The organism is Falsirhodobacter xinxiangensis, assembly GCF_004959935.1.
GTDB lineage: Bacteria > Pseudomonadota > Alphaproteobacteria > Rhodobacterales > Rhodobacteraceae > Falsirhodobacter > Falsirhodobacter xinxiangensis.
Genome location: NZ_SMYN01000021.1, coordinates 25,921 through 46,154 on the forward strand (window position 1 = coordinate 25,921; position 20,234 = coordinate 46,154).

Consider the following 20,234-nt stretch of genomic DNA (forward strand, 5'->3'; position numbering starts at 1 on the left):
GGAGGGACAATGATCGAACCAGACACAAACGCCCAAACATACCTGGAGCGGGCTGAAAAGATCGCGGGGGACCTGCCTGGAGCAGCATGGCAGACCCGGTCGTTGGACCGGGTGGCTGTAATCGGTGCCGGCACCATGGGTGCGGGTATCGCGGTCAGTCTGGCCGACGGGGGGCTTCGGGTCGATCTTCTGGAGCGTGATGCGGCCGCCAGCAACGCCGGCGCGGAAAGAGTCCGCAACATCTACGCCGCGCGTGTCAAACGCGGGCGGATCGATGAAGCGACCGCTCAATCCCGTCAACAGCAGGTCACATCCGGTTTTGACTGGAGCGTCGTGTCGGATGTCGATTTGGTCGTCGAGGCCGCCTTCGAAGACATGACCGTCAAACAGGATATCTTCGCGCGTTTGGCCGGGATTGCCCGCCCGGATGCGATCCTGGCAACGAACACATCCTACCTCGACATCGACCAAATTGCGGCGGTGACACGGCATCCGGAAAACGTTCTGGGGCTGCACTTCTTTTCGCCCGCCCATGTCATGCGCCTGCTGGAAGTCGTTCAGGCGCGCCGCACCAGTGAGGAAGCGCTTGCGGCATGTCTGGAGCTTGGACGGCGCATAGGCAAACTGCCTATCGTGGCCAAAGTGTCCGACGGATTCATCGGCAATCGTATCTTCGCAATTTACCGCCGCCACGCAGAATACCTGTTGGAAGACGGCGCGTCCGTGCAGGACATCGATGCAGCACTAAAAGCCTACGGCTTTGCCATGGGGCCGTTCGAGGTATCAGATATGTCCGGCCTCGATATTGCCCGCGCCATGCGGCAAAGACGTGCCGCGACCCGCGATCCCCTCGAACGGTATGTCGATATCCCCGACCGCCTGTGTGACGCCGGTCGTCTGGGGCGGAAGGCGGGCCGGGGATGGTATGATTACATCGACGGCAAACCCGTGCCGTCAAACGAAGCAGACACGCTGATCACACAGGAACGGCGGCGCAAATCGATCAATCCCCGCTCCTTCACGGCAGAGGAGATCCAGCACCGGATTCTTGCTGTCATGGCGAACGAAGGAGCAAAGATCCTTGCCGAGGGTATAAGCCTGCGCCCGTCGGACATCGATCTGGTTTTCGTGAATGGCTACGGCTTTCCCGCTGGCAAAGGGGGGCCGATGTTCGCGGCGGACCGGAGGGGTCTGGATACCCTTCTTCGCAACGTCCAAGAGGCGTCGCAGGTGGGTGGCGCAGGATCCGACCCGGCACCATTGCTGATCGAACTCGCCCGATCGGGCGGCTCCTTCCAAGCGTGGCAAGCTGCAAAAACAGAAATCTAAAGACCTCATCCGGCGGCCGTGTCTCGTCAGCCGCACTCAATGACGGGCATCAGGGGGGAGGAACCCATATGTCTTCATCAGATCACGCGATCTCTTCTTCAAGAGAAGTCACCGACGATACCAAGCTGACGCCAATGGCTCGACGTGCCGCTCTTAGCAGCGCTTTCGGGGCCGCTTTGGAGTGGATCGACTTTGCAGCTTACGGCGCAATTTCGGCGACGGTTCTCCCGGTGCTGTTCTTCCCGGCCATGGATCCGGGAACTGCCATCCTGGCATCCTTTGCCACGTTCGGGGTGGGATTCTTTGCTCGACCATTGGGAGGTATCGTGTTCGGAATGCTCGGCGATCGCTACGGTCGCAAAAGTATTCTGATGGTTACGCTGGTCCTGATGGGCGTGGCATCGACCTTGATCGGGGCCATGCCAACCTATGCGTCCATCGGACTGTGGGCTCCGACACTTCTGGTTCTGCTGCGCTTCCTTCAAGGTTTCGCCCTTGGCGGGGAAGCGACAGGTGCCCAGCTTCTCACGATGGAACATGCACCTGCATCACGCAGAGGCTTCTTCGGGTCGCTCATCAATATCGGCAACTCGCTTGCGCAAGTTGTTGCGAATGCCATGCTGTTCCTGATCGCCGCCGTTCTCACGGAAGAGCAATTCATGGCTTACGGCTGGCGCATACCGTTCCTGATGAGCGTCATTCTGGTCTTCCTGGGCGTCTACATCCGCCGGAATGTCGCTGAAACTCCCGCGTTCAAGCAAGTTGTCGGAGACACCGCCAAAGCGGCACCACGCGTCCGATTGACCTTGGGGCAACTCCTGAAGACCCAGGGCCGCACAATCCTGCGCCTGATCCTGGTATGGGCGGCCATCGCTTCGTGCTTCTGGATCGTCGCCGTGTTTTCGCTGGGCTATCTCCGGAACACGCTTCAGGTCGACAACCGCACCGTCTACATGTGCCTGATGGGCGCCAACATGGTCGGGGTCGCGGCAGTGCTTTTGGGCGGATACATCAGCGACCGCGTGGGCAGGAAGCCGATCTTCATCGTCTCCCTCGCATTGATGGCCGTGATGTCGCTGATCTACTTCCCGATGATCAACACCGGAAACGGCATTCTGATCTTCCTCGCGATGGCGCTGTTCATCGGCATCATGCAGCTTCAGGGTGGCGCGCAACCTGCTTTTTTCGCCGAGCATTTTCCGACACCGGCGCGATACGCAGGCTCGGCCATGTCCTATACGGGGGCGAACCTGTTCTTCGCTGGTCCCACACCGTTCGTGGCAGCGTGGTTGCTTCAGGCCGCAAACGGTCATGTCATCGTCATCACGATTATGTGCCTCACCTTGGTCGCGATCTCCTTCATCGCCACGATGATGAGTCCCGAAACGCGTCACTTCGATATGGAACGCGAGGTCTGACCCGAAGCGCCCGGCCCATCGCCGGGCGTTCAACTGTCTGCCCGGAGATTGGGATGAGCGAACTACCCTTGGACGAGCGTGTCACGAGATACGAACACTGCAGCCTTCCGCAAGTCAGGCGCGTGGCCGCGATGCTGGATCAGAACCCTGACCGATGGTCAAACGGTGATCATCTGCCACGCGGATGGCAATTTATTCTTATGGGGGCCGATACCACGCGCTCGCAGTTACGAGCGGACGGTTTCCCCGGCCTTGGCGTCGCATTACCGGATGTCGGCCTGCCGCAGCTTGTGCTCGGGGGGCGGTCCGTCGAATTCATGAACGATATCGTGATCGGGCAGGCATACCGCCGGGAAAGTTACGTTCAAAGCGTGAAACACAAGGAGGTATCTTCGGGCCCCATGGCCATCGTCACGGTGGCACACGAAGTGTTTTTGGAAGATGGCGAGGATGCGGCATTCGCCGAAACTCAGACCTACATTCTTATGGCTAAGCGTCCGGAGTCCGGAAACACGCCCTCCCGCGAGTCTATCTCACCCCATGCCGCGATGAAAACTGTCACTCCGGATGACACCTTGCTGTTTCAATATTCCGCTCTCGGGTTCAATTCGCATCGCATTCACATCGACCGAGCCTATGCTCGTGAGGTCGACGGTTATCCGGACCTCGTGGTGAATGGAGGTCTGGCGACGCTCCTCTTGACGGAATATCTCCGAACCGATCTCGGGCATCAAATCAACGGACTTAAGGCGAGGCATATGGCACCCCTGTTCGTGGACCGCCCTCAAACGCTCATTGCGCGGCAAGAGGACGATTTGTGGACACTGCGCATCCATGACGAAAACGGACGATTGGCAGTCGACATCCAAGCACGCGCCACACCATGCGGGGGTTGAGGACGCTTGGCCGCGATCTTAAGACGGTATCGATACACACCGTTTTGAAGGCCATCCACGACATGCCACACGACCAAGAAGAGTCCGGAGAGTCGAAGCAGACTCAATACAATGCTCCTGCGTTGGAAAAGGGCCTGGACATTCTCGAGCTTCTGGCTCAGGGCCATCATGGCCTCACGCGCAAGGAAATCGCCGAGCGCCTCGGGCGCTCGGTGGGCGAGGTCTTCCGCATGGTGGAGACGCTCACCCGTCGCGCTTATATCGTCCAACGCGATGACAGTTACGTCCTTGGGATGAAACTGTTCGAGCTGGCGCATGAATTTCCTCCTTTGCAAAGACTGCTCAGACTTGCAATTCCGCGTATGGAAGTGCTTGCGGCAACGTCCGGACAATCTTGTCACCTATCTGTCCGGAACGGCAACAAGCAACTCGTGGTCGCACAGGTCGACACGCCTACCGGTGTCGGCTTTGGAGTTAAGATTGGAAGTGCGCTCGACATGCACCAATCAGCCTCGGGGCGCGTGCTGCTCGCATTCGACGAACGAGAGGTTGCCGATCGTGTCCTGTCTGCAGATGTTTCTCTCAACTCTGCCGAACGTTCGGCAGTTCTCGATGATCTTACGAAAATCGCCGAGATCGGCTTCGCCTTCATGAAAAGCCGACAATTCAGCGGTGTAGAAGCCATGAGCTTTCCGATCTTCGATGCGCGCCGTCATGCTTTGGCAGCCTTAACGGTGCCTTACGTCACCCGTCTGGATGATCAAACGAAGATGGCATCAAGTGACGTGTTGAGCCAATTATCTTTGATTGCTAGCGAACTCAATACGCATCTTCTAGGTAACGGGGCTGGCCCTGCCTAGGCCAGGATCATAGAAACGTTTAAGTTAGGTTGCTAATCGAGACCAATGCTTCGGCGTTAAGCCAGTCGACTCCAAATGCCGTCAGCCCTTGATCCATTTCCCGTCCTCTTGGGCGTCGATCGGAATGTCGAACGTCCGGATGTAGCCCGCTAGCATCCGATAATACCCCAAGACAATAATCGCATCACTAAGCTCGGATATCGAAAAGTGCTCCAGAGCATGCTTGAATAGCACTCCAGGCGCCTTGCCTTTTAACAGAATACTCTGGCCGAAGCGAAGCAGGATGCGCTCCTGTTCGTCGAAGGCCGACGTGTCGTCGATGCGGGCTTCCGCGATCGCGACAAACTGGTCTTGGCGCACACCAGCTGCTTGCGCGATGGAGACGTGCTGCTCCCATTCGTAGGTGACGCTTTCATGCGCCGCGACGAGAAGAACGATGAGCTCCTTGTGGTAGTCCGAGATGTTCAGATTTCTGAAGATGGCATTCGTCAGGTCGATCATCGGGATGAACGCACCCGGGCTGTGGCCGACCATGCGAAAGAAGTTCACCTTCGTCGGCAGTTCGTCGAACTTCTTGCGCACATCGGCGGGCAGTTTGGTGAAGTCGGGATACTCGATCGACACCTTGGAGGTGATCTTCTCGTTCGATTTCGATGTGTCGGACATGTTCTTTTCTCGATCTGTGTGTTTCGAATAGTGCGAAGCGGTTGACGGCAATGCGTCTTGCCAAAGTCGAACCTTTTTAAGTTCTGCGTTCTGATTCAGGACAGGTGGTCCTTGATCCACTGATGGACGCCCGGACCCGATGGCGACCAGCCAAGTCCTTGTGTGCGCAGACTGCGGACACGGCTGTTCGACGCTAATGAATATCGCGCCCTAGCCCGTCCCCAGAGAGCCTCGGCCTTGTCCAAAGTGATCGAGACCGGCTCGTCCAGACGCAGACCGTTTGCAATGGACTGCGCCAAGTCGCGGAAGGACGCCTCCCCGCTCTCCACGAATGCGAACATGCGAGGCGGAGCGCGATCAAGAGCAAGCAGATAGAGATCGACGACATCAGCGATATGAACCGTCGACCATTTGCTGAGACCCCGACCGATATACGGTGCTTGTCCCGTCTCGCGCGCGTAGTGGATCAACAGCGGAAGCTGAACGCTGTGTGCGTCTGGTCCCATGGCATCACCGTAAACCATGGAGTTGCACAGGACGATCGACCGTATTTCGGGTTCCGACAAGATCGCTTGATCGAGGGCAACGCGTGCAGCTTTGTCCGCATTTGGCGTGGGAAGGTGATCTTCGTCGTATATGGCTTCGCCGAGCTCGCCATTCGCGTCGTCTGCCACGATGCTAGTGCCGCTTGTATGCAACATAGTCTTGCCGGATCCGCGCAACGCCTTCAGCAACGCATCGATCGCCGGCCTGTCATCGCTGCTTGCAGCGTTCACGACCGCGTCCGAACGGCGCGCCTCATCTGCGAGAAGATCATGATCCGTAAGCGTGCCGCGGACAGGCGTGATTCCAAACGCTCTGCACGCTTCAGCTTTTTCATCGGACCGCACCAGGCCACGAACCTGATGCCCGCGGCGCACGGCCTCTGCAGCAAAGGATCCTCCGATGAACCCGGTGGATCCGGTGACGAAGATTTTCAAGCCCCCACCCGTTCTTGAAAGCCATTGATCACAACTTCGGTGTGGTCCACCACCGGAGGGGACGAAAAATATCCGCCGACGAGGTCTCGCCAGACTGCGTAATCGGCCGAGCCACGAAACCCCACCACATGGTCTTCAAGCGTTTCCCAATCGGCGACAACATAATATTGCAGGAGTTCTTCGACCGACCTCTCGAGCCGAAGACTCATGCAGCCCTTTGCCCGCTCGAATAGAGGAACTGCCTTGGCGAAGGCCCCTTCGAATTGACTTTCGGACCCGGGACGAATTGATATCTTGGCGACTTCGCGGATCATGTGGACGCGTTCTCCTGCAGCTATGAAAGCATTCCGTGTCCGAAGGGACGTATGTCACTCGACGCAGATGGTAAGTAGAGCCTCAGTCTACACTGAGTAGCATTCACTCTTATGAGTATCTTCACCCCGTCCTTTCTGTCGATGGCCCGGTTTCACTACGACAGTCCCTCAAACAAAGTCGAGCACGTCCGACAGCGGGCGGCGGGGCTTCTGCGGCCAGTTCTCGGGTGCGGCGGGGCCGACGGCCAGAAGCAGCGCCGGAATGTCCGTCTCGGACAGGCCGAACCCTTGCGCCACGGCGTCGGCATCGAACCCGATCATCGGGGCGGAGCCGAGGCCCATCGCCTGTGCCGCGAGGATCAGGGTCATGGCACCGAACGTCGCCGTCCGGATCGCCTCGTCCCGCTGCCGTTGTGGCTGGTTGTCGTAAAGGCTGCCCGCGGCGCCCTCCCACCCCGACGGCACCTCGGCCGGCATGAACCCGGCATCGACGCTGGGTGCCAGCCGTGCGGGGATGGTGCGGTGGTCGGCAAGCTGCCCGCAGATGATGAAGGTCACGGCCGCATCGGTGACCTTGGCCTGATCCCAGGCCATGGACCGGAGACGCGCCTTCGCCTCGGGCGTGCGCACCGCGATGAAGCGCCAGTTCTGCAGGTTGAACGATGTCGGCGCCTTGGTGGCCAGATGAACCAGTTTCTCAATCTCGGCGTCGGTCAGGTGTCCGGCAGGGTCGAACATGTTGGTGGTGCGACGGTCGTCGATCGCCGCAAGCATGGAATGTGTCATCGGGGATCCTTTCTGAATCAAACGCGCCGCCAGACATGCCATGAACGGCATCTCCGACGGATCCTTCTGTCTTGGTGACGAAGCGGATGTCAGCGCGTGAAGCCGTTCATGCTTGCGAAATACGTCGCACCGAACGCATCCAGCTTGGCGCGGATCTCCGGCGTGGGATCGCCGTAGACGAAGACGTTCTCGATCGTCACGAGCGAGAGGAACGTCTCCGCGAAGGGCGAGAACGTCTGCTCGACATGCGGCAGCACGCCCTGGATACGATAGCGTTCCATGATGTGGATGGCCGTCTTGTCGGCGTTGACCACATATTCGTAGGTCAGCGTATCTGCTTCGAGGCGGGTCGCCTCGACGATCTTCGCCACGAGCGCTTCGAACGCCGGGAAGTTCGAGGGTTCGATCGACATGTGGTAGATGGAATAGAGTTCGCCGTTCATCGGGTGCCCTTTGCGAAAGTCGGCCGGCCGTCACAGGCTGATGCAGAAAGCCCGCGACGTGCCCGCCCCAGAACCCGAGAGGTATTCACACGGGCGACCGCGGTAAATGCCGAGGAAAGCGACGCAGAGTATCCCTCGGTGCTACACCCGAACGGTCACCATCCACGGTCCCAGTCGGGCTGGCCCTGCAAGCGCCCGACTAGAAAGTCGATCAGGGCCCGCACCTTCAGCGCGAGGTGCCGCGCCGCGGGATAAAGCACGTGAATCTCCAGCGAAGGGCACGGCGTGTCGGTCAGGACCTGCAGCACGCGGCGGTCGCGCAGATGCGGACCCGCGATGAAACTCGGCAGGCGCGCGATGCCCAGCCCCGCCGCCGCCGCGTCAAGGCAGGTCTCGCCGTTCGAGAAGCGCAGCCGGCCCTGCACCGCCACGGACCGGGTGGTCTGCGCAGCGGGCTCCAGGAACTGCCAGCGGTCCGGCTCCAAAAAGTTCGTGTCGATGATGCAGTTATGGTCAGTCAGGTCCGACGGCATCGCGGGAACGCCATTGCGCACGAGGTAATCCTCCGAAGCCACGGCCACGATCCGTGCCTGACATAGCCGCCGCGCGATGAGGGAGCTGTCCAGCGGCGTGCCGATCCGGATCGCGAGGTCGAAGCCTTCGTCAACGATGTTCACCGCGCGGTCGGAGAACCTCACGTCAAGCTGGATGTCCGGAAAGGCCGCCGCGAAGTCCAGCAGCAAGGGCGACAGCACGATGCGCCCGAAGGACATCGGCGCGGTCAGGCGCAAGCGCCCCGAGGGCGTCCCCGAGGCGTTGCGGATGGAGGTATCGAGCGCGTCGAACTCGTCGATCAGCGGCTTGATCTGGGCGTGGTAGGCCAGCCCCGCCTCGGTCGGGCGCAGTGCGCGGGTGGTGCGTTGCAGAAGCCGCACGCCCAGATCCGCCTCCAGCCGCGACACCAGCTTCGAGGCTTGCCCCGTGCTGGTGCCGAGCCGTGCCGCCGCCGCCGCGAAGCTGCCGGTGTCGAGGACGGCAACGAACATCCGCTCTCGATCGAGGCGGTCCGGACGGGGCGTGTGATCGGCGGACATGCGGGCCTGCGCTGTGATGTCCCCTGTCTGTGGCATCCGACGGGGCATGGGGCAAGGCTCAGCTTCGGAACGCCTGGATCAGGAAATGCCCGATAGCCTCCGCCGCCTGGCGGTCGATCGTGTGCGGCATGCCGGAAATCAGGGTCAGGTCCGTCGCGACACCGGCCTCTGTCAGGCGCTGTTCGGCAAGGACCGACATGGCGGGCGGGATCACGTGGTCGTCGCTTCCGTGAATTAGCAGGGCACGCGCGTCGGTCGCGGGCGTCAGTGGCGCGGGCGTCGTCAGCCGTCCGGCCACCGCCACGACGCCCGCAAGCGGCAGACGGCCCGACGCGACCAGATCCAGCGCCATGATCGCCCCTTGCGAAAAGCCGACGAGGACCGTGCGCTCCGGGCCGACCTCGTGTTCGCGCATCAGCTGGCCCAAGACGGCGTCGAAGCTGTCACGGGCCGCGATGACCCGGGCCGGGCGTCCGTCCTCGGTGATGCCCTTGATAGAGAACCACTGATGCCCCCGCCCACCGTCGAACGGCACCGGAGCGTCGGGTGCCGCGAAGACGGTCTGCGGCAGCGCCCGGCGCCACATGTCGGCAAGCGGCGAGAGATCCGCCCCTTGCGAGCCGATACCGTGCAGGAAGATGACCAGAGAGCGGATCATGCTGTGCCTCCGATGCAGATGTCCAGCGCTGGTCCCACAGGCACGATGCCGGTCGGGTTCAACGCCTTGATAGAATAGTAGCCGCGCTTGATGTGGTCGATGCTCACCGTCTCCCGCACACCGGGAAGTTCAAGCACCGCGTGAAGGTGTCGGCTCAGATGCGGATAATCCGCGATGCGCCGCAAGTTGGTCTTGAACAGCCCGTGATAAGCGGCGTCGAAGCGAACGGTCGTCACGAACAGGCGGATGTCGGTTTCCGTGAACCGGTCGCCGAATAGGAAGGTGCGGCCGTCGGAGAGGCGATCCTCCAGCTCGTCCAGTTGGGCGAAGACGTCGTGGAACGCCATGGCGTAGGCCACCTGGGTGGTGGCGAAACCGGCGCGGTAAACGCCGTTGTTCAGGCGCGGATAGATTCGGTCGTTCAGCGCGTCGATCTCGGCGGCAAGGTCGGCCGGATAGAGGTCCGGCCCGCTGGCAAGCGCCCCGAACCCTGTGTTGAACATCCGCACGATATCGGCGGATTCGTTGCTGACGATCGTGCCCGTCGCCTTGTCCCACAGAACCGGAACCGTCGCGCGGCCCGTATAGGCCGGATCAGCGAGAGTGTAGATCTCGTGCATGTAAGTCTTGCCGTTCACCGGGTCGGGCGTGGCGAAGCGCCAACCCTGATCGCCCAGCTCCGGCTCCACCACCGTGACGTCGATCAGGTTGGACAGACCCTTTAGCTTGCGCGCAATCAGCGTGCGCGAGGCCCAAGGGCAGATCAGCGCGACATAGAGGTGATAGCGCCCGCCCTCGGCCTCGAAGCCTGCGGCTCCGGTCGGCCCGGCGGTGCCGTCCGGCGTGATCCAGTTGCGGAAGCCGGAGATCTGGCGGACGAAGCCGCCCTGATCATCCTTGGCCTGAACCGGTTGCCAGTTCTCGACCCATTTTCCATCGACGAGCATGTTGAGGCCTTTCTTAAGGTTGCTGAGGTTCAGGCGCGGCGCAGGGCAGTTGCCTTCAGCGCATGCGCGCCGTCGCCGGCAAGGGCCAGGACGACGAGACCGACGATCCAGAACGCGGGGAATTCCCAGCCGCCGTTCGGGTTGTTGAAAAAGAAACCTGCGGCCCCGTGGACGGTAAAGATGGTCCCCAGCAGCACGGGGATCATTGCGACGGCGGCGGCGCGGGGCATGATGCCGAAGATCAACGCGGCGGCACCGGCCAGTTCCCAAAGGATGGTGACATAGGCCAGCCAGCCCGGCAGGCCGAGCGATGCGAAGAAGCCGGCGGTGCCAGACGGCGTGAAGACGAAGATCTTGAGGCCCGCGTGGGCGAGGAACAGGATCCCGAGCGCAATGCGCAGCGTCAGAACGGCATAGGGGGCGGTGCGTTGGTCGATCATGGCGTGTTTCTTTCATGGCAATGTGTTGTTGCCACCGAGATAGCCGATACGCTCCCCCGTGATTATCCGGTCGAATGGACGTTTATTGCTTCCATTATGGAAGCAATCCAGCTCAAATCAAAGGAGACCATCGCGCCCTTTGGCCGCCAGCACGTCGACGACATGCCTGACGCGTGCCAGAAGATGCCGTGTTTCCGGCCACAGCGCATGGATGCCGACCGTCGCTCTTGCATCGTCAGCCAGAACTTCCACCAACCGTCCGTCTGCGAGAGGACCTGCCACCAGCGACCAAGGCATCTGCGCGATCCCGAGGCCCGCTATGGCTGCGTCGACGACCGCCGAGCCATCACCGATCTCGTGCGTCGGCGTCACGCGCAACCGCTCGGCCGGGCCGCCTTCACGTGCGATGCGATAGCCGATAGGCACATCACGGCGCACCCCCGTGATGCAGTCGTGCCGTGTCAGATCCTCGGGCATTTGCGGCGCGCCTCGGCGCGCGATGTAGGACGGTGCTGCAACCAGCGGCGCCCGCTGCTCAGCAAGCTTTCGGGTGATCAGGCCGGTGGTGTCTGCCGTTTCGCCGAAACGGATGACAAGGTCCATCTTCTCCTCCACCGGATCGATGATGCGGTCGGTGAAGGACAGGGACAGATGCAGGCCCGGATGCTCATGCGTGATGCCTGTAAGGATCGGCAGCAGAACCTGTCGTCCCCAGGCGGCGGGTGCGTCGATCCGCAGACGTCCCGCAATCTCGCGGTTGCCGGTCGACAGCGAGGTCTCGGCCGCACGGATCTCGTCCAGCGCCCGGCGCGCGACAGAGAGGTAGGCCTCACCATCCGGCGTCAGGACGAGGCGGCGGGTGCTGCGGTGGATCAGCGTTATGCCAAGGCGCGCCTCCAGCCGGCTGACGCTTTTGCCGACCGCAGATTTGGTTAGGCCCAGCACTTGGGCGGCTTCGGTGAAACTGAGATGTCGGGCGGTTTCGACGAAGGCTTGAATGCCCGCGAAGTGTTCCGATGAAGCCATAGTATCCTCCGAAGATACTCTGAACGTAATCTCGAAGAATAGTTGTTCGCAAGTGCAACGGTTATCTTCTGATTGCAAGCACGGCAGTCCGCCGCTGCCATCAATCAAAAGGAATATGAGATGCCCGTAGTGCGCGTAAGCTGGTTCGATGGAAAGACCGCCGAAGAGAAGGCAAAGGTCGCTCAGGAGATCACAGACAGCATCGTCAAGAACACCGGCACGGATGCCAGCTACATCTATGTCATTTTCGAGGATGTGAAGGCCTCGGACTGGGCGGGCGGCGGCAAACTGTTCGGCTGACCTCCGGCGCGCCTGGCTTGATCGGGCGCACCCTCTTTCTTGAAGTGGAGTTTCCGATGAAGCACCTGACAGCGACCGTCCTTCTGGCGTTGGCGCTCTGCGGCCCTGCATTTGCGGAGACTGCAGTTGACGTCATCGGCGACTACACCTTCCCTAATACGATCGAAGGAATGCCTGCGAAGCTTTCTGACATCGATGGCTTGGAGATCAACAGCTTCACCACCAATGACGGCGTGCGGCTGAACTACTGGGAAGTGGGATCAGGCGATCCGATCGTGTTCGTTCCCGCCTGGGGCGCAGGTGGTGCCGAACTGATCAATGAACTCGTGCTGCTTTCCAAAACGAACCATGTCTACGTTCTCGACGCACGCAATCAGGGCACGTCGGAACAGACCCTCAAGGGCCAGCGGATTGCTCGTCAGTCGATGGATCTGAACGAGTTTCTGGACCACGTCGAGATCGAGAAGACCGTGCTTGCGGGCTGGTCGATGGGGGTTTCGGTCATCTGGGGGTATGTCGACCTCTTCGGAACCGACCGCATCTCAAAAGCCGTCTTCGTGGATGAGCCCGTGTCGATCTACACCCATGCCGACTGGTCGGAAGAAGAGCGCCTGAACGCAGGTGGCATGACCACCTCGCCTGAACGCATGATCGAAGCCTACAAAGGGGCCCCGACCAATCAGCAGATCGTCGACATGAAGGTGGTGCATCGGTCGCAGATGCTGGACTCGCCCTATGCCCAGAACGCGATGGGGTTGGCAGCACAGGTTGGAACCGATCCAGAATTTACGATGCTGGTGCTGTTTGATCATGCGATGAACGATTGGCGCGATGTCATCCAGCACAAGCTGGACATTCCCGTAGCCGTCTTTTCGGGCGAGGAAAGCAACAACCTCCCTAGTCAGGAGTGGATTGCGAAGACTGCTCAGGACGGGCAGATGTTCAGCTACAGCAGCGAGGAGGAAGGCGATCATTTTCTCATGCTGAAGAATCCGCTGAAGTTCGTAGCCGACCTGAGGGCCTTCATCGACTAAACCGAGCAAGAGCAGCAGCGCGTCTGTTGGAACTGAGCCGCCGCGTGGTCAGGTTGAGGAGCGAGCGTTGACGAACTTCTGGCATGCCCTGCGCGATCCGGTGCTACGGCTGACTGCAATCCGGCTGACGCTCGCGGCAATGATTGCTATCATTGCCGCAACCATTTTGGGCATGAGCAACCCTTGGTGGGCTGCCATGGCCACATGGATGATCGGGCAGCCGCCGCGTGGCCTATTGCTGGAACGCAGTCTCGCCCAGATTGCGGGAACGATCGCGGGGGCGATCGCCGGGCTTATGATCGCCCTGACGTCCCAAATTGCCGTCGAGATCGGACTGCTGGCCCTTTGGTTGGGGGGTTGCTGCGGGCTGGCAAACACCTTGCGCCACCAGCGCGCCTACGCGGCAGCGGTGGCAGGACTGACGGCGAGCGTGATGGTTTCCCTGACAGCCGGCACGACCATCGATCTTGCGCATTTCGCGATGTCCCGCATCGGTGATACCTTCATAGGCGTGGCTGCGGTGATTGGTGTCGCCGCGATATCTGATCAGGGGCGTGCATCAACAGCTCCTTTCGATCGCATTGACGATGCCATAGCGCGCGGCCTTCGGCTTGCCGGCGCGACATTGCGGCTCGAGGATGACGAACTTCACGTGCTGGAGGCCGAGTTTCTCTCGTTGCTGGCCGTGATTTCATCGACTGCAGAGGATCTGGCCGCGGGCTCATGGCAGGCGCGCGGATATCTGAAGACGCAGCGAAATCTTCTTGCAGGTTTGCTCGATCTCGTCGTTCTGACCCGGCTCATCAGGCGTGTGGAAGGTAATTTGGAGCCGGGGACCCCTCTGCATCTCCTACAATCCGAGCTAGACGGTTTGGCGACCCTCCTTGATACGCACGGGACGTTTGAGACTGACGCTCTGCGAGCAGTCGCATCCCGTCTAACATCGAAATACCCTGAGCTTTCTGATTTGCTGGCCGACCTCGTCGACGAGGTTGAAAGCATTGGTGCAGATCAAGCCGCAATTGCGCTGAAAGCTGCCGATCACCGAGGACACAGCCTAGGCGCAACCTCTCGAATCGTTCCCCGCTCGGATAAGTATGCGATGCGCAACGCGGTTGCACGTGGCGTTGCTATCATCAGCTTGAGTGGCTCGATCTGGCTGACAAGCGGTTGGGAAGCAGGACGATTCCTAGTGCTCGGGGCGTCGATCCTGACCGCGCTCTTTGCAATGCTCGACGAGCCGCTGCCACTGGTTCGCCAAGCGCTGGCGGGCGGTATGGTGGCCGTTCTGGCAGCCGTAGGGTGGAGGTTGGAGGTTATCCCAGCCGTCGGCCATCATTGGATATCGCTTGCCCTCACAGTGCCATTGTTTTTCATGGCTGCGCATCTGCAAGCAAAACGCAGCGCAATGTTTTTGGGTCTGACGTTCAACATGTTCTTTGCGGTCATGTCGAGGCCTGTCGAGATGATGCCAGCAGCGCCTATGGCGGTCACGGGCGCAGGCCTGATGCTGGTGGCTGGGGTCATGCTGAGCTACATCTTTTATCGCTGGCTCATCCCGATGACTGCTTATCACAAGCGCCGGAACCTCGAGGCATCTATACGGTTCGAACTGGCTGCGATTAGTCGTCGGCGCGGTGGCCCATGGGCGGTGCGGCATCTGGCACGCCTTCGCCATCTAGTTTTGGAACTGAGTGTTCGAACACGCAGTAACGCCGCGCTCGGCGATGCGATGTCGGCGATGTCTATGGGGCACATCGTATACCGCATGGGACGCGTTTCCTCCGGGCAGGGCCGAGAGAGGCTGAGGGAATACGGCCTTGCGCAAATCGCGGATCCTATATCGGATCCAGCGGCGCTTGCTCGTGATCTCAGGTCGCGAAACGTAGCGGGAGCAACCGGAAGATTAGAGGGAAGACTGATATCTCTCATGAGCCAAGAGCTTGACGCACGCCCTAAGATATTCACGACTCGCTGATATCAGGCTGACACACATCGGCTGGTCGGAATATCGCCATCCGAAACGCCGCTGCCCAGAGGAATTTGACCATGACAATGCGCGCAGTCGTTCTTGATGAACCCGGCCCGCCGGAAGCTCTTCGGGTCAAAGACGTGTCAAAGCCGATACTTCTTCCCGGCACTGCGATCATCCGGGTAGGAGCTTTCGGGCTAAATAGATCCGAACTCTTCACGCGACGCGGTCAATCGCCCGGCATCATCTTTCCCCGCATTCTTGGTATTGAAGCAGTAGGCGAGATTGTGGAAACGGATAGCCCGGATTTTGCGCCGGGTGCCCGGGTCGCCACCGTTATGGGCGGTATGGGGCGGATTTTCGACGGCAGCTACGCGGAATATGTCCGAGTGCCGGTCGAACAGGTTCGCACGGTTCACACTGCCTTGCCCTACGCGATCCTTGGCGCATTGCCGGAGATGTTGCAGACAGCATGGGGCGCTTTGGTCTCTGCCCTTCGTCTTCGGTCGGGAGAAAGGCTTCTGATCCGCGGCGGCACCACGTCGGTCGGGCTGGCGGCAGCCGCGTTGGCTCGGCGAGCAGGTGCTATCGTGACCGCCACCTCGCGCCGCGACAGCGCTAGAGACTTTATCGGGACAGACTCCTTTCGATTGGATGACGGACGGCTTGCCGTGCAATCGGATCGCTATGACAGGGTGCTGGAGCTGGTGGGGACAGGCACCCTGCTGGACAGTCTGGCATGTCTTGTGCCGGGCGGGACGCTCTGCATGGCGGGCATGGTCGGCGACAGATGGACCCTCGATGCCTTCGAGCCGATGGTCGCCATTCCGAGCAAGGCCAGACTTACGACCTATTCCGGCGATGTTGAGGACTTCATGTCGATGCCACTGGACGATCTCCTGGAGGCCGTCGCGGCTGAGCGGCTGCCGGTGAAGATCGGACGCGTATTCTCTTTGGAAGATATTGTTGAAGCGCATCGGCTAATGGAAGCGGGCGGCGCTGATGGCAAGATCGTCATGCTCACTGCATTTGGGCACGCCGACGATCTTCGTCGGAAGACTTCAACGACGTAATCCTATCCCAGCTTTTCGCATGCTGGCCACTCCTGACGAGGCTTCGAGATCTACTTGACGGGTCCAAGGTGCGCGGGTATCCACAGCCACTTATTATACCCCCCCCCAGTATACGAGGAAGTATGCCGCATACTCTCGAAGACCGGAAAAAGACCCTCACCCGCCTTCGGCGGATTCAAGGGCAGTGCACCGCCTTGGAAGCGGCGTTGGAAAGCGGTGCCGACTGCGGGCCGATCCTCCAACAGCTTGCGGCCGTAAGGGGGGGCATCAACGGTCTGATGTCCGAAGTGCTGGAAATTCATCTGCGGGAAGAGCTCGAGCCGACGTCTGCTTCCCTTTCCGAGGGCCAGGCAGGTGTCGATATCGATGCCGTGCTCTCACTGGTCCGCTCCTATCTGAAGTAAATCGAGGAAAGTCTTATGAAATCTCGCGCAGCTGTTGCCTTCGCCGCCGGCGAACCCCTTAAGATTGTCGAGATCGACGTCGCCCCGCCCAAGAAGGGCGAGGTTCTGATCCGGATCACCGACACGGGCGTGTGCCATACCGACGCCTTCACCCTGTCGGGCGATGATCCCGAAGGCCTGTTCCCCGTCGTGCTGGGCCATGAAGGCGCGGGCATCGTGGTCGAAGTGGGCGAAGGCGTGACCTCGGTCGTGCCCGGCGACCACGTTATCCCGCTTTACACCGCCGAATGCGGTGAGTGCCTGTTCTGCAAGTCGGGCAAGACCAACCTTTGCGTTGCCGTCCGCGCCACGCAGGGCAAGGGCGTCATGCCCGACGGCACCTCGCGCTTCTCCTACAACGGCGAACCGCTTTACCACTACATGGGCTGTTCCACCTTCAGCGAATACACCGTGGTGGCCGAGGTCTCTCTGGCCAAGATCAACCCCGAGGCGAACCATGAACATGTCTGCCTTCTGGGCTGCGGCGTGACCACGGGCATCGGGGCCGTCCACAACACCGCCAAGGTGCAGGAGGGTGACACCGTCGCCATCTTCGGTCTGGGCGGCATCGGTCTTGCGGCGATCCAGGGTGCGCGGCAGGCTAAGGCGGGCCGCATCATCGCGATCGACACGAACCCTGCGAAGTTCGATCTGGCACGGGAATTCGGCGCGACCGACTGCATCAATCCCAAGGATCACGATCGTCCGATCCAGGAGGTCATCATCGAGATGACCGGCTGGGGCGTGGATCACTCGTTCGAGTGCATCGGCAACGTCCACGTCATGCGTGCAGCGCTGGAATGCGCGCATCGCGGATGGGGCCAGTCGGTGGTGATCGGCGTGGCAGGCGCGGGGCAGGAAATCTCCACCCGGCCGTTCCAGCTGGTGACGGGCCGCACGTGGAAAGGTTCGGCCTTCGGTGGCGTGAAAGGTCGCACCCAGCTTCCGGGCATGGTCGAGGATGCGATGCGCGGCGATATCCAACTGGCACCTTTCGTAACCCACACTATGGGCCTCGATGCGATCAACGACGCTTTCGACCTGATGCACGCGGGCAAGTCGATCCGCACGGTCATCAAATATTGAAGCTACGCGTGCGCACCTCCACCCTTGCGGAGGTGCGCATCATCGACGTGTCAGTCGTTTGGGGTAATCTTCAAATTACGAAAGTAGGCTTCAGTCCCTGACTCAAGCCAGACACCCACACCGCCACGCTGTTCACTTCCGAGCTTCAGATCATTAATGATCAGCGAAGGTCGGTCATTGCCATCAAGAAACAGCTTGGCATGGTCCCCTGACACTACGATTTTCATGGCGATCCAACGCTTCAGGTCGAGTTCCGCGTAAGATTCATACCTCTCGGGAAATTCCCGCCGTAACCTGTCAAAGCGATAATCCGGAAATGCTACATACTGAACGCTATGGTTTCGCCGAACCTGATCGTCGGCGATGCTATTGGTGGGGCGGAGATAGATGCTTTCAAAGCTACCATCGTCCGAGATACGAAAGGTCAGGCCAATGAACCCTCTGGCATAAGCCGGGGCCCCTTCAACCAACTCGCTCGCGACCTCCACTTCGATCACACCATCGCCGAAATCTATCGGCAGCCATGCCATGAAGTCCCGGTCTGACAGGGCTTCGGTTTCAGGATCCTGAATCGCTTCCTTGGGCATGAGCATCTTGAATGCGGCGTCACCCTGATACATCGCGCCTTCCAAGGTCACACCCGACAGCCGGAAATCATTAACTTCGAATTGCTGGGAGATCGCCATGGACCCGGTGACATTTGCGAGCAGCATCGCAGCTGCAAGTGATATTTTTCTCATAGAATTGGCCTTTCTTACTCTAAGTGCCTGCCGCTCATGACCATAAGGTCGAACTTTATCTGATTGCTGTCGCGTAGACTTTGCCGTCTGAGCTGGGCCCAATAGCGCCGCGTTTGCAGGCAACGTCATTGATGGAGCAAACGTGGTGGATCACATTGTCGGCCTCCGTCTCACCTGAAGCCTGGGCGTCCACGCAATCTTGAGCCGCTGGGATGACAAGATGTGGGATTGTGGCCTTGAGGGTGCGATACTCGCCGTAGCGCAGAATAAAATCGACCCTCTGCTCGGCGTAGGCGGTCTCTGCTGACCGCCCGCTCGCGGCAAGCGAACTTTCATCGGCAACCATTACGTTCATCCCTGCTGAAACCAGCTTGGGCACGCAACCCGATGCGAATGCGAGGAAAGTTGCGTCGAAGGCGGTCGTCAGCACGAGAACGCATTTCGAGCGTTGACTGCGAAGTGTCTGTGCTGCCGCGTTCACGGCATAGCCATGTTTATCGATCATGGTCATGATCCGCCTGCGCGTCGCTGGCGCAACCCTGTCCGGACTAGAGAGGGCACGGCTGACCGTGGCGGTCGACACGCCAGAAAGCGCAGCAACATCCTTGATGTTCACCTAAGCCTCTTCTTTCCGAGTTCGGCACCAAATTGGACGCGATTAAGGTCGAAAATTAGTGGTATAAAGGCTGCAACACTTGAAACGCGAGTTATCGAATGGGATAACTCGCCATGGACCTTTTCAACTGCATCACTGCCTTCGTGAAAGCCGTAGACCACGGATCGTTCAGCGCGGCCGCACGGCAGCTGCGGATCTCTCCCCAACTCCTTGGTAAGTATGTCGAGCGGCTGGAAGATCGGCTCGGGGCAAAGCTTCTCCACCGGACGACGCGCAAACATATGCTGACGGAATTCGGACACGACTATCTTCACCATGCCCGAACGATCCTCGCTCAGGTCGCCGCAGCGGATACCCTTGCGGCATCAATCTCAGCAGAACCCGCTGGCTTACTCCGAGTAAACGCTCCGGTTAGCTTCGGCATGAGTTCCCTCGGGCCGGTGTTACCTGAATTCATGCGGGTCCATCCGAAGCTGCGTGTCGACCTCACCCTCAGCAATCGGATTTCGGATCTTATGCAGGGCGGATTCGACATTGCGTTCCGAGTCGGCGATCTCGATGACAGTGGGCTGATGGCACGTGCGCTGGCGGATTATCATCTCATCCTCTGTGCAGCTCCGTCCTACCTCAGAAGCGCGCCGCACCTGAATACACCCAACGATCTCCGCAATCACGAATGCCTTGGTTTCGCCCACAAAGAGCTTTTGACACGCTGGACGTTCGATGGACCCGAGGGGCGCGAGGAGGTGCCGATCGATAGCCGACTAACTTCGAACCACGGCGAGCCACTGCTAAACGCTGCACTGGCGGGCATGGGGGTCATTTTACAGCCGCGCGAACTTGTCTTGCCTTATGTCCAAGACGGGCGCCTGCGACAGTTACTCCCAGAGTTCCGCCCGTCGTCGCGGTCCATGCACATCCTTTACCATTCCGACCGACAGATGGTGCCCAAGATCCGCAGCTTTATCGACTTTGCTGTTCGCATGTTTGGCAGAACATCGTAAGTCGCCCATGCCAAACGCAGCGTTTCCGCGTATGCATAAATTATTTTGCTGCCGCCGCGAATGTCCGGAATGTCCCGATTGTGTTGAAAAACTCGATCCAGATCCTGCG

23 protein-coding genes are annotated in these 20,234 nt (G+C 60.0%); 11 read left to right on the top strand and 12 right to left on the bottom strand.

Going from position 1 to position 20,234, the window contains the following annotated elements:
- The first annotated feature begins 9 nt into the window (after window positions 1-9).
- The 4 genes from E2K76_RS17470 (at window position 10) to E2K76_RS17485 (ending at window position 4,503) form a co-directional block, all read left to right on the top strand.
- Complete coding sequence (locus E2K76_RS17470) at window positions 10-1,329, top strand: 3-hydroxyacyl-CoA dehydrogenase (RefSeq protein ID WP_136685733.1); 1,320 nt, start codon at window positions 10-12, stop codon at window positions 1,327-1,329.
- A gap of 68 nt (window positions 1,330-1,397) precedes the next feature.
- Window positions 1,398-2,747, top strand: coding sequence for an MFS transporter (locus E2K76_RS17475; protein WP_220432286.1), 1,350 nt, complete (start codon window positions 1,398-1,400; stop codon window positions 2,745-2,747).
- Between the two features lie 53 nt (window positions 2,748-2,800).
- Window positions 2,801-3,643 (top strand): hypothetical protein, encoded by an 843-nt coding sequence (locus E2K76_RS17480; RefSeq protein WP_136685734.1) that lies wholly within the window; start codon window positions 2,801-2,803, stop codon window positions 3,641-3,643.
- Window positions 3,640-4,503 (top strand): IclR family transcriptional regulator, encoded by an 864-nt coding sequence (locus tag E2K76_RS17485; RefSeq protein ID WP_220432287.1) that lies wholly within the window; start codon window positions 3,640-3,642, stop codon window positions 4,501-4,503. The genes E2K76_RS17480 and E2K76_RS17485 overlap by 4 nt, the downstream gene beginning before the upstream one ends.
- An 81-nt stretch (window positions 4,504-4,584) precedes the next feature.
- Here the strand turns inward: E2K76_RS17485 and E2K76_RS17490 are convergent, their stop codons facing one another.
- The 10 genes from E2K76_RS17490 to E2K76_RS17535 form a co-directional block, all read right to left on the bottom strand.
- Window positions 4,585-5,169, bottom strand: coding sequence for a carboxymuconolactone decarboxylase family protein (locus E2K76_RS17490; protein WP_136685736.1), 585 nt, complete (start codon window positions 5,167-5,169; stop codon window positions 4,585-4,587).
- Between the two features lie 95 nt (window positions 5,170-5,264).
- On the bottom strand, window positions 5,265-6,149 hold the full coding sequence (locus tag E2K76_RS17495; RefSeq protein ID WP_136685737.1) for an NAD-dependent epimerase/dehydratase family protein: 885 nt from the start codon (window positions 6,147-6,149) through the stop codon (window positions 5,265-5,267).
- Window positions 6,146-6,463: an antibiotic biosynthesis monooxygenase family protein gene (locus E2K76_RS17500; RefSeq protein WP_136685738.1), complete on the bottom strand. Its 318-nt coding sequence runs from the start codon at window positions 6,461-6,463 to the stop codon at window positions 6,146-6,148. Before E2K76_RS17500 ends, E2K76_RS17495 begins: the two co-directional genes overlap by 4 nt.
- 168 nt (window positions 6,464-6,631) lie before the next feature.
- Window positions 6,632-7,249, bottom strand: coding sequence for a nitroreductase family protein (locus E2K76_RS17505; RefSeq protein ID WP_136685739.1), 618 nt, complete (start codon window positions 7,247-7,249; stop codon window positions 6,632-6,634).
- Window positions 7,250-7,338: 89 nt separating this feature from the next.
- Window positions 7,339-7,692 (bottom strand): putative quinol monooxygenase, encoded by a 354-nt coding sequence (locus E2K76_RS17510; protein ID WP_136685740.1) that lies wholly within the window; start codon window positions 7,690-7,692, stop codon window positions 7,339-7,341.
- Between the two features lie 155 nt (window positions 7,693-7,847).
- Complete coding sequence (locus E2K76_RS17515; RefSeq protein WP_220432288.1) at window positions 7,848-8,786, bottom strand: LysR family transcriptional regulator; 939 nt, start codon at window positions 8,784-8,786, stop codon at window positions 7,848-7,850.
- A 58-nt stretch (window positions 8,787-8,844) separates the two neighbouring features.
- Window positions 8,845-9,444, bottom strand: coding sequence for an alpha/beta hydrolase (locus E2K76_RS17520; protein ID WP_136685741.1), 600 nt, complete (start codon window positions 9,442-9,444; stop codon window positions 8,845-8,847).
- Window positions 9,441-10,391 (bottom strand): glutathione S-transferase family protein, encoded by a 951-nt coding sequence (locus E2K76_RS17525; protein WP_136685742.1) that lies wholly within the window; start codon window positions 10,389-10,391, stop codon window positions 9,441-9,443. Before E2K76_RS17525 ends, E2K76_RS17520 begins: the two co-directional genes overlap by 4 nt.
- Window positions 10,392-10,420: 29 nt before the next feature.
- Window positions 10,421-10,831, bottom strand: a complete 411-nt coding sequence (locus tag E2K76_RS17530) for a DoxX family protein (protein ID WP_136685743.1) — start codon at window positions 10,829-10,831, stop codon at window positions 10,421-10,423.
- A gap of 117 nt (window positions 10,832-10,948) precedes the next feature.
- Window positions 10,949-11,857, bottom strand: a complete 909-nt coding sequence (locus E2K76_RS17535) for a LysR family transcriptional regulator (RefSeq protein ID WP_136685744.1) — start codon at window positions 11,855-11,857, stop codon at window positions 10,949-10,951.
- A 120-nt stretch (window positions 11,858-11,977) separates the two neighbouring features.
- On the opposite strand from E2K76_RS17535, the gene E2K76_RS17540 reads away from it, so the two are divergent.
- From E2K76_RS17540 to E2K76_RS17565, 6 genes are all read left to right on the top strand, one after another.
- Window positions 11,978-12,157, top strand: coding sequence for a tautomerase family protein (locus E2K76_RS17540; protein ID WP_136685745.1), 180 nt, complete (start codon window positions 11,978-11,980; stop codon window positions 12,155-12,157).
- 56 nt (window positions 12,158-12,213) lie between these two features.
- Window positions 12,214-13,191 (top strand): alpha/beta fold hydrolase, encoded by a 978-nt coding sequence (locus tag E2K76_RS17545; RefSeq protein WP_136685746.1) that lies wholly within the window; start codon window positions 12,214-12,216, stop codon window positions 13,189-13,191.
- A 67-nt stretch (window positions 13,192-13,258) separates the two neighbouring features.
- Window positions 13,259-15,169: an FUSC family protein gene (locus E2K76_RS17550; RefSeq protein WP_136685747.1), complete on the top strand. Its 1,911-nt coding sequence runs from the start codon at window positions 13,259-13,261 to the stop codon at window positions 15,167-15,169.
- A 71-nt stretch (window positions 15,170-15,240) separates the two neighbouring features.
- Window positions 15,241-16,236 carry a zinc-binding dehydrogenase gene (locus tag E2K76_RS17555; protein WP_220432289.1) on the top strand — a complete coding sequence of 332 codons (996 nt, stop codon included), beginning with the start codon at window positions 15,241-15,243 and terminating at the stop codon, window positions 16,234-16,236.
- Window positions 16,237-16,358: 122 nt separating this feature from the next.
- Window positions 16,359-16,640 (top strand): metal/formaldehyde-sensitive transcriptional repressor, encoded by a 282-nt coding sequence (locus E2K76_RS17560; RefSeq protein WP_136685748.1) that lies wholly within the window; start codon window positions 16,359-16,361, stop codon window positions 16,638-16,640.
- Window positions 16,641-16,655: 15 nt separating this feature from the next.
- Entirely contained in the window at window positions 16,656-17,765 is a 1,110-nt protein-coding gene (locus E2K76_RS17565; protein ID WP_136685749.1) for an S-(hydroxymethyl)glutathione dehydrogenase/class III alcohol dehydrogenase, read from the top strand.
- Between the two features lie 50 nt (window positions 17,766-17,815).
- Here E2K76_RS17565 and E2K76_RS17570 read toward each other — a convergent pair whose 3' ends face one another.
- Window positions 17,816-18,505: a hypothetical protein gene (locus E2K76_RS17570; protein ID WP_246033008.1), complete on the bottom strand. Its 690-nt coding sequence runs from the start codon at window positions 18,503-18,505 to the stop codon at window positions 17,816-17,818.
- A gap of 55 nt (window positions 18,506-18,560) precedes the next feature.
- Window positions 18,561-19,121, bottom strand: a complete 561-nt coding sequence (locus E2K76_RS17575; protein WP_136685750.1) for a LacI family DNA-binding transcriptional regulator — start codon at window positions 19,119-19,121, stop codon at window positions 18,561-18,563.
- A 113-nt stretch (window positions 19,122-19,234) separates the two neighbouring features.
- Between E2K76_RS17575 and E2K76_RS17580 the strand changes: the two genes are divergently transcribed.
- A complete protein-coding gene (locus E2K76_RS17580; protein ID WP_136685751.1) occupies window positions 19,235-20,125 on the top strand; it encodes a LysR family transcriptional regulator in 891 nt (296 codons plus the stop codon).
- The last annotated feature ends 109 nt before the right edge of the window (window positions 20,126-20,234 follow it).